Annotated in this window: 15 protein-coding genes and 1 tRNA gene; 7 read left to right on the top strand and 9 right to left on the bottom strand. The window is 64.1% G+C overall.

Annotated features, from left to right (window positions below; genetic code table 11):
• Positions 1–156 precede the first annotated feature (156 nt).
• The 4 genes from EP007_RS01955 to EP007_RS01940 form a co-directional block, all read right to left on the bottom strand.
• Positions 157–996, bottom strand: a complete 840-nt coding sequence (locus tag EP007_RS01955; RefSeq protein ID WP_128476047.1) for a sugar phosphate isomerase/epimerase family protein — start codon at positions 994–996, stop codon at positions 157–159.
• On the bottom strand, positions 993–2,585 hold the full coding sequence (locus EP007_RS01950) for an HAD-IIA family hydrolase (protein WP_243700423.1): 1,593 nt from the start codon (positions 2,583–2,585) through the stop codon (positions 993–995). Before EP007_RS01950 ends, EP007_RS01955 begins: the two co-directional genes overlap by 4 nt.
• A gap of 114 nt (positions 2,586–2,699) precedes the next feature.
• Positions 2,700–3,584, bottom strand: a complete 885-nt coding sequence (locus tag EP007_RS01945) for a glycerophosphodiester phosphodiesterase (protein WP_128476046.1) — start codon at positions 3,582–3,584, stop codon at positions 2,700–2,702.
• Between the two features lie 143 nt (positions 3,585–3,727).
• The gene (locus EP007_RS01940) at positions 3,728–5,092 is read right to left on the bottom strand and encodes a CDP-glycerol glycerophosphotransferase family protein (RefSeq protein WP_128476045.1); all 1,365 of its coding nucleotides are present in this window, start codon (positions 5,090–5,092) and stop codon (positions 3,728–3,730) included.
• 205 nt (positions 5,093–5,297) lie between these two features.
• Between EP007_RS01940 and EP007_RS01935 the strand changes: the two genes are divergently transcribed.
• The 6 genes from EP007_RS01935 to EP007_RS01910 all read left to right on the top strand — a co-directional run bounded on the left by EP007_RS01935 (position 5,298) and on the right by EP007_RS01910 (position 9,643).
• Positions 5,298–6,491 (top strand): redox-regulated ATPase YchF, encoded by a 1,194-nt coding sequence (locus EP007_RS01935; RefSeq protein ID WP_128476044.1) that lies wholly within the window; start codon positions 5,298–5,300, stop codon positions 6,489–6,491.
• Positions 6,492–6,523: 32 nt separating this feature from the next.
• Positions 6,524–6,727, top strand: coding sequence for a hypothetical protein (locus EP007_RS01930; RefSeq protein ID WP_128476043.1), 204 nt, complete (start codon positions 6,524–6,526; stop codon positions 6,725–6,727).
• Between the two features lie 57 nt (positions 6,728–6,784).
• On the top strand, positions 6,785–6,985 hold the full coding sequence (locus tag EP007_RS01925; RefSeq protein ID WP_128476042.1) for a hypothetical protein: 201 nt from the start codon (positions 6,785–6,787) through the stop codon (positions 6,983–6,985).
• Between the two features lie 307 nt (positions 6,986–7,292).
• Positions 7,293–8,438 (top strand): ADP-forming succinate--CoA ligase subunit beta, encoded by a 1,146-nt coding sequence (gene sucC / locus EP007_RS01920; protein WP_128476041.1) that lies wholly within the window; start codon positions 7,293–7,295, stop codon positions 8,436–8,438.
• Positions 8,435–9,304 (top strand): succinate--CoA ligase subunit alpha, encoded by an 870-nt coding sequence (gene sucD, locus EP007_RS01915; RefSeq protein ID WP_128476040.1) that lies wholly within the window; start codon positions 8,435–8,437, stop codon positions 9,302–9,304. The genes sucC and sucD overlap by 4 nt, the downstream gene beginning before the upstream one ends.
• A 90-nt stretch (positions 9,305–9,394) precedes the next feature.
• The gene (locus EP007_RS01910; RefSeq protein WP_128476039.1) at positions 9,395–9,643 is read left to right on the top strand and encodes a DUF7127 family protein; all 249 of its coding nucleotides are present in this window, start codon (positions 9,395–9,397) and stop codon (positions 9,641–9,643) included.
• A 5-nt stretch (positions 9,644–9,648) separates the two neighbouring features.
• Here EP007_RS01910 and EP007_RS01905 read toward each other — a convergent pair whose 3' ends face one another.
• Together EP007_RS01905 and EP007_RS01900 are read right to left on the bottom strand one after the other, a co-directional pair.
• Positions 9,649–9,981, bottom strand: a complete 333-nt coding sequence (locus EP007_RS01905) for a zinc ribbon domain-containing protein (RefSeq protein WP_128476038.1) — start codon at positions 9,979–9,981, stop codon at positions 9,649–9,651.
• A 76-nt stretch (positions 9,982–10,057) separates the two neighbouring features.
• Entirely contained in the window at positions 10,058–10,294 is a 237-nt protein-coding gene (locus EP007_RS01900; protein ID WP_128476037.1) for a DUF7511 domain-containing protein, read from the bottom strand.
• A 305-nt stretch (positions 10,295–10,599) separates the two neighbouring features.
• Here EP007_RS01900 and EP007_RS01895 point away from each other — a divergent pair, with 305 nt between their 5' ends.
• On the top strand, positions 10,600–11,259 hold the full coding sequence (locus EP007_RS01895) for a DUF7282 domain-containing protein (RefSeq protein WP_128476036.1): 660 nt from the start codon (positions 10,600–10,602) through the stop codon (positions 11,257–11,259).
• Between the two features lie 96 nt (positions 11,260–11,355).
• Here EP007_RS01895 and EP007_RS01890 read toward each other — a convergent pair whose 3' ends face one another.
• The 3 genes from EP007_RS01890 to EP007_RS01880 all read right to left on the bottom strand — a co-directional run bounded on the left by EP007_RS01890 (position 11,356) and on the right by EP007_RS01880 (position 12,876).
• Entirely contained in the window at positions 11,356–12,087 is a 732-nt protein-coding gene (locus EP007_RS01890) for a hypothetical protein (RefSeq protein ID WP_128476035.1), read from the bottom strand.
• Positions 12,088–12,475: 388 nt separating this feature from the next.
• Positions 12,476–12,550 (bottom strand) — tRNA-Val (locus EP007_RS01885).
• 92 nt (positions 12,551–12,642) lie between these two features.
• Entirely contained in the window at positions 12,643–12,876 is a 234-nt protein-coding gene (locus EP007_RS01880; RefSeq protein ID WP_128476034.1) for a DUF7553 family protein, read from the bottom strand.
• Between the last annotated feature and the right edge of the window lie 312 nt (positions 12,877–13,188).

The raw sequence follows: 13,188 nt of genomic DNA, 5'->3' as shown, positions 1-13,188 counted from the left end.
CACTGCCGACGAGGCCGGAGAGAAGGTTGAGGAAAGTTCTCCTGCTCGTTCGAAGCATACGAAAACTATCGGGGAGAATCTATAAGAAGGCGTCGGAATTTCTCGTCGTCGCGGGCAGAAATCTGGACTCCGAGACCGCTACCGAGAGTTGGACGCTCAGAGGACTTCTTCAAGCTTCTCGGCGCTGAGCGCCAGATAGTCCTCATCGAAAGTGTACACTTCGACCGAGACGGTGCCTTCCCACCCCTCGCGCAGGGGTGCCAGCGCGGTCTCGAAGTCGGTCGTTCCCGACCCCGTTGGGACGTGTTCGTCGGCGTCCTCGCGGGCGTCGTTGACGTGGACGTGCGAGACGCGCTCGCCGCGGTTGGCCAGAAAGTCGGCCATCTCGTCGGGGTCCATCCCGTCCACGCGGGCGTGGCCGGTGTCGAAGGTGGCGCTCGCCTCGGTCTCCGCGAACACGCGGTCCAGATGGTGGACCGTGAAGGGGACGCCCGGAAGGTTCTCGACGCAGATTTCCACGTCGCGGTCGGCCGCGAACCGGTCCAAGATTCGAATCGAGTCTAGCAGACGTGGGGCGATTTCGTCCAGTTCCCACTCGGGCGGCCGGGCGCTGGTCCCGGCGTGGAGAACCGCCTTTTCAGCGCCCATCTCGGCGGCGGTCTCGATGCAGGCGCGCTGTTCGGAGAGCGACCCCTCCCGGACCGGGTTCCGGGGCGACCCGATTTCGAGGTCCACGAACGGCAGGTGGACCAGCAGGTCGATACCCTTCTCGGCCGCCAGCGACCCGACCGAACCAGGGTCGAGTCGCGTGCGCTCGGTCGCCCCGTCCATGTAGAGTTCCGCGAAGTCGAACCCGATTCGGGACGCCGCGCCGAGCGCCTCCTCCCACGGAACTGTTCCGGTGTGGGTCTGAGTGACGTATCCTCGGCGGACCGCGGCGCTCTCGGTTCCATCGCCGTCCGTTCGTTCGCTCTCGCTTTGCTCGCCCTCGCTCACTCCTCGCCACCCCCGCCGTCGGCGGCGACGCGCTCGCCGGACTCGGAGTCGGGCGTCGGCGCGACGAACTCGCGTAGCGCGGCGATGGTCGGCGCGACCAGCGTCGGCGACCGCTCGCTGGTCTCGACCGCCTCGCGGGTCGCATCGCCCGACAGCACGCAGACCGACTCACAGCCGACGTTCTCGGCGAGTCGTACGTCTGTCTCCAGTCGGTCGCCGACCACGGCAACGTCCTCTGGCGCGTACCCTTCGGCGTCGAGGACCGGCGCGACCATCTCGGCGTTGGGTTTGCCGAAGATTCTGTCGGGCGTCCGGTCGGTCGCAGTCTCCATCATCGCGCCGATGGCCCCGCAGTCCGGGACGAACCCCTCCGCGGTCGGGCAGACCGTGTCGGGGTGCGCGAGCAGAAACGTCGCGCCCTCGCGGATTGCGAGCGTCGCCTGCCGGGCCTTCTCGTAGGTGAGTTCCGTGTCAAAGCCGACGACGACGGCGTCGGGCGCGTTCGCGCCGGAGTCGAACTCATCGACCACCTCGACACCGCGGTCGGCCAGCGCGTCGGCCATCGCTTCGGTCCCGAGGACGAACACGCTCTCGGGGTCGGTGCGCTCCAAATGCTGGAGGACCCCGTCGGTCGAGAGCAACACGTCCTCGGGGTCGGTCGGAATCCCGAGATTCGACAGGCGCTTCGCGTAGTCGTCCTTCCACTTCGAGGAGTTGTTCGTCAGAAAGTAGACGCTCGTGTCTCGCTCGCGGAGCGCGGCGACCACCTCGTCGGCCCCGGTCACGAGGTCGTCGTCCAGATAGACCGTGCCGTCGAGGTCGAAGAAGACGGCCTCCTTCTCGCCGAGCGAGGAGAGCGAGGCGAACCGCCGGTCGGCCGCTTGAAGGTCCTCGAAGTCGTCGATTTCGACCCAGCGGCGACCCGACACGTCCGCAGTCTCCACGTCGTGATTTTGGCTCCCGACGAGGCGGTCGATGGCGGCCTCGGTCCAATCGCCGTAGTTGCCCTCGCGTTCGATGGTCCGGGTTATCTCCTCGAACAGCATCGCCGAGAACTCCGCGGAGAAGCGGTAGGCATCCGTCGAGACGCCGTACGCCTCGTCCTCGGAGATTCCCTTGTCGATGTGTATCACGCGGCCGTCGTCGTCAAGGGTTACCTTCATCGCCTCTTCGGAGTAGGTCGCGGTGTCGGTGGCGACGGCGCTGTCGGTCTCGGCGTCGAGCAGGTCGGCGAGCAGACCTGGTTCGAAGACCACGTCGCCGTTGGTCAGCACGAAGGGTTCGCCCGCGACCGCCTCGCGGGCCAGCGACAGCGAGTACATGTTGTCTGTGTTGGCGAACACCTCGCTCTCGCGGACGGTCACGTCGAGTGCCGGGCGCTCGCCCGCGATTTCCTCGCAGAGCGCCCGCACGTCGTCGGCCAGATAGCCCGCGACGACCGTCACGTCGGTCACCCCCGCGTCGGCGTAGGCCCGGAGCTGGTGCGCGAGAATCGGTGTCCCGTCCACCTCGATACAGGACTTAGGCTTCTGAAGCGTGAGCGGCCGGAGTCGAGACCCGATACCCGCCGCTAAAATCACCCCATTCACGAATAATTCACCGAACCAGAAGCCAACGCAGGCGGTATTAACGCTACCGGCCGCCTCTCGGCGCGTAGATAGGTTCGGTACGAGCGAAGTCCGGGGCGGTTCAGTTCGGCGCGGTCAGTCCGCCGCGCCGCCGAACCGGAGGACGCCGGGATAGTCGGCGATGACGCCGTCAACGCCCGCCTGCCGGAGTTGGTTGGCCTCGTACCAGCGCTCGACGGTCCAGACGTTGACCTCGCGGCCCTCCTCGTGGGCGAGTTCCACGAGGTCAATGTCCTCGTAGGGACCGAGCGACCCGTACTCGGCGTTGAACAGCGCGGTGCCCGCGATGGCGTTCCACGGCGGATGCACCGCCTCGCAGTCGTATCGTCGCGCGATTTCCATCCCGTCGGCGATGGAGTCGGAGAACACCGCTGCGAGGGGAACCGTGGGGTCGGCCTCGCGGACCGCCGCGAGCGCGCCCTCGGCGAACGACGAGACCAGCACCTCGTGGTCGAACGGAGCGAGCGTCGCAAGAACGTCCTCGGCGAACGCCTGCCAGAGTTCGCGCTGTTCGTCGCGTGCCTCCGGGGGAAGGTTCTCACGGGGACGCACCGCCGCCGACCCCGGATTCTTGAACTCGACGTTGACGCCGACTTCCGGCGGAAGCGCTTCTAGCATTTCTTCGAGCGTCGGAACTCGCTCGCCGGTGCCGAGAACGTCCAACTTCGCCAGCGTCTCGTAGGGAGTCTCCCAGACGTTCCGGTCGGCGAGTTCGTCGGCGGCGTCGGTCAACCGGCCGAGGTCGTAATCGTGGAACGTGACGATTTCGCCGTCCGCGGTGGGCATCACGTCAAGTTCGACCATCTCGGGGGTCCCGCCGACCGCGACGCCCGTGGCCGCCTGTTCGACCGCCGCCACCGTGTTCTCGGGGTAGACCCCGGCAAACCCGCGGTGGGCGATGAGCGATACGTCGGCCCGATTCGGCGCGTCCTGCCCTGTCGTTCCGCTCGTGTGTACCATGTTGTGAGTCCGAGCGCCCCGCGACAGCGGAGGCGTCGTCTGCCACCCTTAGCCGGGGGTTTTGCCGAAGCGGACTTCAAGGTTTCTTTTTGAATATAAATAACGGCGACGAACGGAACGGAGACGATAGAGACCTCCATAGACTACGTAGTCGGCCGCTCTCTGCCGATTTTGCTCGATTTGTCGCGCGCTTCGGCGAGTCGCTGCCGGACGAGCGCCGCGACTTGGGCCGACCGAGAGGCGACTGGCGCGCAGTCGGTAGCGACCGACCGGCCAACTGCGGAGTCGCCGTCGGGCGATTTCCTCGTTGCGGGGTCGCCGCCGAGAAGTCGCGCGCGGAGCGCCGCGCGGGCGGGCGCGTCGGCGTCCCCGGTCGGGTCGGCGGCCGCGTCGAGCGCCCGGTCGAGACCCGCGAGCAGGTCCTCGAAAGAGTCGGCGACCGGTCCGGGCGTCACCGACTCGTAGTCGAAGTAGAATCCCCGGCGGGCGCGGTATTCGGCGAGGTCGTAGGGGTAGAAGACGACCGGGCGGTCTAACAGGAGGTAGTCGAAGTAGACCGAGGAGTAGTCGGTGACGAGCGCGTCAGCGTACCGGAGGAACGGGTAGATGTCCGATGTTTCCGGGAGCGCGACGATCTGCGAGAGACCGTGGGGCACATCGAGGCTGTCCCGCGGGTGAGTCTTGACCACGAGGGTCGCGTCTCGCTCGGCGAGGAAGGAATCGAGCGCCGCGAAATCGAGGCGGTCGGCGGCCGAATTGTCGGTCCACTCCCGGAACGTCGGCAGGTAGAAGACCAGCGCGCGCTTCTCGGCGAGGTCCCGAACGCGGGCGAGCGCCGCGGCGTCGATTCCGACCTCCTCCCCCGGAAACTCGGCGAAGAGCGCGTCGTTTCGGGGATAGCCCCCGACAGCCATCCGCTCGCGGTCGATTCGCAGGCCCGACGCGAACTGGTCGGCGACGCCCGCGCCGGGAACCGTGAGCAGGTCGAACTCCACGGCCATGTCGGCCTGAGCGCGCCGGACGGGTCCCGGCAGGTCCAGAAATTCGGCGTCCCACGAGATTCGCTTGAGAGGGACGCCGTGCCAGAGCAGGACCGCGAACGCGCCCGCCGCGGCGGGCATGGCAAGGTCCCGGTGGCCCTGCGTCAGGAAGACGACGCCCGCCCGGAGCGCGAGCGCGACTCCTCGCGCCGAGTAGCAGTGGTACGCCTCGAACCCCACGGTCTGCAACTCGTGGACGACTTCGGGGTCCTTCGAGAGCCAGACCGGACGAATCTCGGGGCACTCGGCGGCGACGTGGAGGTAGAGGTACTTGGCGTTGTCCGCGAACGCCGCGCCGCCCTGCGCGCCGAAGACCCACAGCGTCTCCTTGCGGGGCGGGTCCACTGCTTTGAGGGCGCGGTAGAGCGCCCACTGGCCGAGAAACGAGGCGTGGTCAGCGAGTGTGCTGAGCGTCTCCGGACAGTCCGCGAGCGACGTGTTCACTTCCGAGACCCTACTCAGTTCCATCGACTCCTCTCCGGCGTCGGCGACGGTTGGAAAATCATTACGACGACCCACGACGCGGGGGCGCAAAAGGTCGGCGGGGAATCGGGCGGGAAATCTTGGCGTCCGTGGCGACGCCGCGAGGAGACGGTAGCCGACCTGTGACAACCATTTACAGACGAACGCGAGGTAGAAAGCCGTTTAGGGAACCGAACGCTGTGTTCGTGCAATGAGTTACAAGATCGGTCTCGTGGGCAAGCCCTCGGTGGGCAAGTCCACCTTCTTCAACGCCGCGACGATGAACGACGTGCCGGAGGGGGCCTACCCCTTCACGACCATCGACCCCGCCGTCGGCGAGGCGTACGTCCGGGTCGAGTGCGCCGCGCCGGAGTTCGAAGAGACGTGTACGCCGAACGTCGGTTACTGCGACGACGGCACCCGGTTCGTCCCGACGAAACTGGTGGACGTGGCGGGCCTGATTCCGGGTGCCCACGAGGGCGCGGGACTGGGCAACCAGTTCCTGACCGACCTCAACGAGGCCGACGTGCTGGTCCACGTCGTGGACTTCTCGGGCACGACCGACATCGAGGGCGAACCCACCGAGGGCCACGACCCGCGCGAGGACATCGACTTTCTGGAGAACGAACTCGACATGTGGTACCTCGAAGTGCTGGAGAAGGGCATCGACCGCTACGAGAGCGGCTACGACGGCAACGAGGACGACATCGAGGTCGAACTCGCCGAGCAGATGAGCGCGTTCCGGACGAACAAAGACGAGATAAAGCGCGAAATCCTCTCGCTCGGTCTCGAACTCGACCCCGCCGAGTGGGACGACGACGACCGCGAGGAGTTGGCCCGCGAGATTCGCAAGACGACCAAGCCGATGGTCGTCGCCGCGAACAAGATGGACACGCCCGAGGCGCAGGCCAACTACGAGGAAATCACCAGCGACCCCGAGTACGAGCATCTGACGGTCGTGCCCGTCTCGGCCCACGCCGAGAAGGCCCTGAAGCAGGCCGACGAGCAGGGCGCGGTCGAGTACCGACCCGGCGACGGCGACTTCGAAATCGTCGGCGACGTGTCGGGCGACCAGCGCGAGGGACTGGAAGCCATCGAGTCGTTCGTCACCGATTTCGACGGTACGGGCGTCCAGCGCGCGCTTGAAGAGGCGCTGTTCGAGGAATTAGGTCTTGTGCCCATCTTCCCCGGCGGCGCGAACGGACTGGGCAACGAGAACGGCGAGGTCCTGCCCGACTGCTTCCTCCTGCCGGAGGGCGCGACCGCCGAGGACTTCGCCCACCACATCCATTCGGACCTCGGGGAGGGCTTCCTTCACGGCATCGACTGCCGGAGCAACCGACAGGTCGGCGCTGACACCGTGCTGGACAGTCGGGACGTTATCGACATCGTCTCGACGAACTGAATTTTAAAAGCCAGCGGTGTCTCTGAGTAGGTATGGCGACTGACCCGCGCTGTCCCGACTGCGGCGTGACGATGGAGCGCGTGAAGCTACACACCGGCGACGGTCTCAGTCTCAACGTAAATACGGGCGAGAAGAAAGACGGCCTGCTCGGGTCGCTGGGAGTGAACGAGTCCCGGAGCGTCTCACCCCGTATGTGCCCGGAGTGTGAACTTCTGCGCCTCTACGCCGAGAAGTGAGCTTGGAAGTTAGAGAAGACCAACATATTTTTCGCGGCGCCCCGGCGACTTCCCCGTATGGCCGACGTTGCGCGTTGTCCCGATTGTGACGTGCCGCTGGAGGAAGCCGACCTCTTCACCGGACAGGGAGAGTTCCGAGTCCGGTCCGAGACCGAGAGCGACGACGTGCTGGCCGCCGTCGGCGTGACGAAGGCGCTGGACGTGACGCCGCGGCGGTGTCCCGACTGCGGGTTGGTGCGGTTGTACGCCGCGGAATAGATAGTCAGTAACGACTACTTTCCGATACCCTTTTCGGCGCACTCTACGACGGTCCGAGCGCGGTGTTACAGCACCGCGCGAGAAGAAATGTCTCAAGGACTACTGTATTGTCGTAGCAGTACCGAGTGCTGCCTACGATACACGACCCATTTCTACTGCGGGCCACTTAAAATTGCCGATTACAACTATTCTCCCACGCCTTGATTCCTCACTTCGTATGAGACTAAATCACACGGAAGCGACGCCACGATTCCCGACGATTCCGATACTACTAACTCTTGCACGCCGGAAGTATCGGGCGAGTCTAATGAGATTACACGAGTATCAGGCGAAGAGCGTCTTCGCCGACGCAGGGATTCCGACGCCGGACGCGTCGCTGGCGTCGTCCGTAGACGAGGTCGTCGAGGCCGCCGAAGACATCGGCTACCCCGTCGCCGTAAAGGCACAGGTACACGTCGGCGGCCGCGGAAAGGCCGGTGGCATCAAGCTCGCTGAGAGCAAGGAGGAGGCCGAGCAGGCCGCCGAGGACATCATCGGGATGGACCTCAAGGGCTACCACGTCGAGCGCGTGCTTGTCGAGGAGGCCGTGAACTTCAAGAACGAACTCTACGTCGGCGTGACGATGGACCGCGGCGAGGGCAAGCCCGTGGCGATGGTCTCGACCAAGGGCGGCGTGGACATCGAGTCCGTCGCCGAGGAGACCCCCGACGCCATCGCTCGTGAACACATCGACCCGGCCTTCGGGATGCATCCCTATCAGGCCCGCAAGGCGGTCTACGACGCGGGCGTCCCCCGCGAACTCGCCTCCGACGTGGCGAGCGTCCTCCAGACGATGTACCAGCTCTGGGACGACCGCGACGCCAGCGAGGTCGAAATCAACCCGCTGATGGTCACCGAGGACGACGAAATCATCGCGGCCGACGCCGTGATGAACATCGACGACGACGCGCTGTTCCGCCAGCAGGAACTCGCCGAGATGGAAGAGGAGACGTTCGAGGACGACCTCGAACGCAAGGCCGGAGAGTACGGCTTCGACTACGTCCGACTCTCGGGTAACGTCGGCATCATCGGCAACGGCGCGGGCCTCGTGATGACGACGCTGGACCTCGTGGACTACTACGGCGGCGAACCCGCCAACTTCCTCGACATCGGCGGCGGCGCGAAGGCCGAACGCGTGGCCAACGCGCTGGACATGGTGTTCTCCGACGAGAACGTCGATGCAGTGGTCTTCAACATCTTCGGCGGCATCACCCGCGGCGACGAGGTGGCCAAAGGTATCAACTCCGCACTTGAGCAGTTCGACGAGATTCCCAAGCCCGTGGTCGTCCGCCTCGCTGGCACCCGCGCCGAGGAGGGCCGCGAGATTCTGAACGACGAACTCGTCACGGTCGAGGAGACCCTCGAAGACGCGGTTCAACGCACGGTCGAACATTCCGAGGAGGAAGCACAATGAGCGTTCTAGTCGATTCCGACACCAGAGTCGTCGTACAGGGCATCACTGGCGGGGAAGGCAAGTTCCACGCCGAACAGATGATGGAGTACGGGACCAACATCGTCGCCGGTGCGGTGCCGGGCAAGGGCGGCCAAGAGGTCGCTGGCGTCCCGGTCTACGACACGGTCCACGAAGCGGCCCGCGAGGAAGACGCCGACGCCTCGGTCGTCTTCGTCCCGCCCGCGTTCGCGGGCGACGCCGTCTTCGAGGCGCTCGACGCGCCGCTCGACCTCGTGGTCGCCATCACGGAAGGCATCCCGACCCAAGACATGGCGAAGGTCAACAAGCGACTGAGCGAGGTCGATACCCGCCTCATCGGGCCGAACTGTCCGGGCATCATCACCCCTGGCGAGTCCAAACTCGGCATCCTGCCGGGCAACATCTTCGAGTCGGGCGAGGTCGGTCTCGTCTCCCGGTCTGGCACCCTCACCTATCAGGTCGTGGATAACCTCACTAGCCGAGGAATCGGTCAGACTACCGCCATCGGCATCGGCGGCGACCCCATCATCGGGACGGACTTCATCGACGCGCTCGAACTGTTCGAGAACGACCCCGACACGAAGGCGGTCGTCATGTGCGGCGAAATCGGCGGCGAGGACGAGGAAGAGGCCGCCCAGTACATCGCCGAGAACATGGACACGCCGGTCGCTGGCTTCATCGCGGGCCGGACCGCGCCGCCGGGCAAGCGCATGGGCCACGCGGGCGCAATCGTCTCCGGTAGCGGCACCGGCACCGCAGAGAGCAAAATCAACGCGCTGAACGACGCTGGTGTCCCGGTCGGCGACACGCCCAACGAGGTCGCGGACCACATCGAAGACTTCCTGTAGCGCGGTCGCTCTCCCTTTTCGTCGGTTCTATCTTCTCCCCAAATCCGCCGCGGGCGGAGGACTTACCCGTCAGACGCTCTAAGTCAGTGTGTGAAGACTCCCCAACCCCTTCAGTCCGCCGCGAACGAGGAGGACGTGACCATCGCTCGCCGGGAGTACGACGACGAGAACGTCGTCACCGTCGATTTCGGTCCCGGCGTCGAGGTGTCGCTGGACTGTCTCGGCGACCTCGCCATCGTCGTCGCTGGCGCCCGGCAGTTCGAGTTCGAGATGCCCGCCGAGGCGACAGACGTGACGATAAAAAACGGGATGCTCGTTATCGCGGAATCCGACCGCTAACGTCGCTACCGATTCAGCTCGCCGAGACAGTTCCGACAGTATCTCGCGCCGGTCATGTTCGACGCGCCGCAGGTCGAGCAGGCGAACGAGGCAGGTGCAGGTACGGCGTCGGGCGCGTCCGCGTCGCCTGACCCGCGGCCGTCGGCGCGAACCGTACCCCTATCGAGCGCTCGGGTGGCCCTGTCCGACACCTCTCGCGGTACGTCGTCGCGCTCCGCGAGCGCCAGTAGGAGCGTGGCATCGCGTATCTTTTCGAGTCCGCGCAGCAGGCCCAAGTATAGGAGCGTCGGCGCGGCTATCACGAAGCAGGCCATCAAAAGTCGGAGGGCGAGGTCCATATTCGACTGCGACCGACGATACTTATTAATTCTACCGATTATTTGAAGTTCTGTGTCTCGGTACCGAATCTGTACCTCAGCGAGTCGCTTCGAGGTCCACGAAAGCGTCGTCGTCGGCGGTGAGCCACGACGACATGCGCTCCATCTCGGAGACGCCAGCGGGGTACACCGTCCGTCGGTCCGGCCGGTCTTCGTACTCGACGACGACGGAGCGCAACGCGATGTCTGGGCGGTGGTCGCGGGTCTCGGTCTCGAAGTCCGCGCAGTGGTCCGGGGCGGTCCGTGTGTCAAAGGTGTCGGGGTCCGTACTCATGGTATTCCGGCCGCGTTCGTCGATGCGACCTGATTCGGTTAAATATTTTCTATGAACAATATATATGCGTTTGGTCGAATCTGATGGGTCAATAGCCGCACGGCGATCGGCTCGGGGTCCTCGGACCTCGATTCCGGGGTCGCTTTCGCGTCTCTTGTGGTGTGTCGTCGCATCACGTTGGCTTCCGTAAGGTAATTTTCAGTGGCGTGTCAACCCCGTATCGAGTTCCGGAGGCGTCTCGACTGCGAGCGAAGTTCGCTCGTCCGATAGTCTCCCGAGACACATCTCTCGGAACCGAGCATACGATGACAGATACGACGCGAACGGTCCTCGTTGCGGGACTCGTCGCCCTCGCGGTTCTCACCGGAGCGGCCCTTGCAAGCCCCGCAAGCACGACCACGACGACTGACGAACAGGCCAACGAAACCGCCTCCGTCTCGATGCCCGACCAGAAGTTGGACGGCGACGCCGTGACCATCGACGACGCCTCTCTCCCCGACGGCGGATTCGTGGTAGTCTACAACCAGAGCGGCGCGCCCATCGGCCACACCGGCTATCTCGACGCGGGCGACCACGAGAACCTCTCGGTCTCGCTGAACACGACCGTCGAGACGGCACAGGTGCTGGTCGTCTCGCCCGTCCGGAACAACGGTAGCGAGAGCTACAACGCCTCCGCTGACACGATGGTCTACCAGACCGAGACCGGTTCGGACGTGTCGGACACGAGCTACGTCTACTTCCAAGAGCGCGGTGAGGCGACGACCGACGACGGTGCCGAGGAGACGACCGCTCGGGACACCTCGGTCACGACCACCGAGGAGATGAGCGAGGAGTCCACGACGGCGGCCGACACCACCGAAGAGACGACGACTGACGACTCCAGCGGGAGCGTCCCCGGATTCACGCCGATTACCGGCGTCGTCGCGCTGGTCGCGGCCGCGCTCGTCGGCCTGCGCCGGAGCTAAGGCGTCGCTTCGACTTTACACTTCTCATACACTTCTTGTACTCGGCATCCAGTTCGCTCCTCATCACGGCAACCAAATACTGAAAAGAAAACCCAGTTAGAGCACTTCTTTCCCGGTCCCGGCTGTCACTGTTTGCAGTACCTCGACCGCTTCGGAGAGTTCTGCTGTCGATTCAAAGCGCAGCGTGTCTGGTCGTGACAGACCGACCTGTGAAGCAGCCCAACTGATTATCTGCCCGACGTGACCTTGCTCTGACTCGTACCATCGTAATTCGATTTCCAACTGCTCCGGGTGTGATTCGACCGATGCGAGTCGAGAGAGGTCGTGACAGACGTTCCCTACGCAGAGGGATGGTGGAGAAATGCTACATTCCGTACCGGTGACTTTCCATTCTACCAGTACGCGATTCGGGAGAATCACTGCCGGTTCGACATCAATGGCGTTTTGGACCGCAGCAATGACTTCGCCGGACGAATCGCCAGTAATCGTGAAATCTTCGTGTTCGGGAACGTAGCGAAGACACGTTTCGGAATCGCGTGCGAGTTCGATCTTCCGTACGCCAAAGATGCGGGCACTCCCAGTCATCTCCAGAAGTAACTCGATTACTTCTAGTGACCTCTCAGACACGTCAGCTTCGTACCTCACAGTGTCGTTGTCACCGATTCGTGAAAAGCGGTCGTCCAAATATCGGATAATCGACGGATAGTCGTCGGCGACTGTTTCCGTCTCAATCGAGAGGGCGAATCGGTCCGCGGACGATGACGCCGCTTGGATGACCTCAAACAGTATTTCGTCGTGACGTGGTGTACCCTCTATCGGATAGCTCACGACGAGAGTGTGAGTGGGTTTGTACTGGATTGTATCTCGTTTCAGAACCAAGAGACGATACGCTCCCTATATTTACCAAATACACACTTATATATTAAATCAGTGTAGTTCTACGCAGGTCGGCTGCAACGTTGTATCCGTCGAATCCTGCGTAGTCACGTCGCTCAGGAACCGACGATACGATTCGCCGCTCACGAAGTGGCGAGCACACGGAACGCTTCCCGTATTGTTCGCGGCAGGATAATGGGTCGGGGCGGATTCGAACTTGAGCAAGACATTCCTGCTCGCTTCGCTGCGCGGGCGTGTGACTTGCTGAGTTCGAATCCTTCGGAAACCATTTCGACGGCGCAGGCTCCTTGCTTCGCTCGTCGTGTTGCGCCGTCAGAAATGGGTCGGGGCGGATTCGAACCGCCGACCTGCTCCGTGTGAAGGAGCTGTCATAACCGGACTAGACTACCGACCCGCGCACTCCATTCTTCCCCCTTCCCGGACTTAAGACTTACTTTACGGTCGGAAAAGCGACTGCCGTCCGGGAGTCTCCCCGAGACCCCGGCGTCAGACTCGCTCGCGGGCCTTTCGCACCGCGCGTCGGGCGCGGTCGGCGGCTTCGTCCTCGGTCGCTTTCAGTTCCGCGCGCCATCGCTCGACGCGGGTCGTCGGCGTCTGCTCGCGGCCGGTCGCCTTCCGGAGTCGTCGCTCGACGGGGGTCAGTTCCTCGCGGATGCCGCGGGCGAGGTGGTTGCTCGCGCGCTTGGCGTAGTACCACGCGTCTTCGAAGTGGTTGTTCATTTCTCACGCACCATTGTGTTTTCACGCGAAGGTCAAATATAGCGTTTGCCCCTGCGACGCCTAATCGAAACTTGTCGGCGCGCTGACTGCGCGACGACTTCCACGTTGTGACTTTGCGATACGACGGCCGTGACGACGTTGTGACTCTGCGAGGCGACGAACGTGAGGGTATCGTCCGGTTGAGTCACGGTTGAGCAACTCATACCGTACCGGCGACTGCACCGCGACCGCACCGCAGACGCGGCCGAGCGCGACCGCAGCGCGTCCGAGAGAACGGGAAACTGCGCGCGATTCCGTTTCGGTCCGACTGTC

This window comes from Halorussus pelagicus (genome assembly GCF_004087835.1).
GTDB classification, from domain to species: Archaea; Halobacteriota; Halobacteria; order Halobacteriales; family Haladaptataceae; genus Halorussus; species Halorussus pelagicus.
This window is presented reverse-complemented; position numbering and strand designations above follow the sequence as displayed.

What these genes read in the sequence shown, in the direction of transcription:
- EP007_RS01880 (WP_128476034.1), bottom strand. Translation starts at nt 12,876, where the DNA reads ATGAACAACCACTTCGAAGACGCGTGGTACTACGCCAAGCGCGCGAGC.
- EP007_RS01930 (WP_128476043.1), top strand. Translation starts at nt 6,524, where the DNA reads ATGGCGACTGACCCGCGCTGTCCCGACTGCGGCGTGACGATGGAGCGC.
- EP007_RS01940 (WP_128476045.1), bottom strand. Translation starts at nt 5,092, where the DNA reads ATGGAACTGAGTAGGGTCTCGGAAGTGAACACGTCGCTCGCGGACTGT.
- sucC (WP_128476041.1), top strand. Translation starts at nt 7,293, where the DNA reads ATGAGATTACACGAGTATCAGGCGAAGAGCGTCTTCGCCGACGCAGGG.
- sucD (WP_128476040.1), top strand. Translation starts at nt 8,435, where the DNA reads ATGAGCGTTCTAGTCGATTCCGACACCAGAGTCGTCGTACAGGGCATC.
- EP007_RS01905 (WP_128476038.1), bottom strand. Translation starts at nt 9,981, where the DNA reads ATGGACCTCGCCCTCCGACTTTTGATGGCCTGCTTCGTGATAGCCGCG.
- EP007_RS01945 (WP_128476046.1), bottom strand. Translation starts at nt 3,584, where the DNA reads ATGGTACACACGAGCGGAACGACAGGGCAGGACGCGCCGAATCGGGCC.
- EP007_RS01900 (WP_128476037.1), bottom strand. Translation starts at nt 10,294, where the DNA reads ATGAGTACGGACCCCGACACCTTTGACACACGGACCGCCCCGGACCAC.
- EP007_RS01935 (WP_128476044.1), top strand. Translation starts at nt 5,298, where the DNA reads ATGAGTTACAAGATCGGTCTCGTGGGCAAGCCCTCGGTGGGCAAGTCC.
- EP007_RS01895 (WP_128476036.1), top strand. Translation starts at nt 10,600, where the DNA reads ATGACAGATACGACGCGAACGGTCCTCGTTGCGGGACTCGTCGCCCTC.
- EP007_RS01925 (WP_128476042.1), top strand. Translation starts at nt 6,785, where the DNA reads ATGGCCGACGTTGCGCGTTGTCCCGATTGTGACGTGCCGCTGGAGGAA.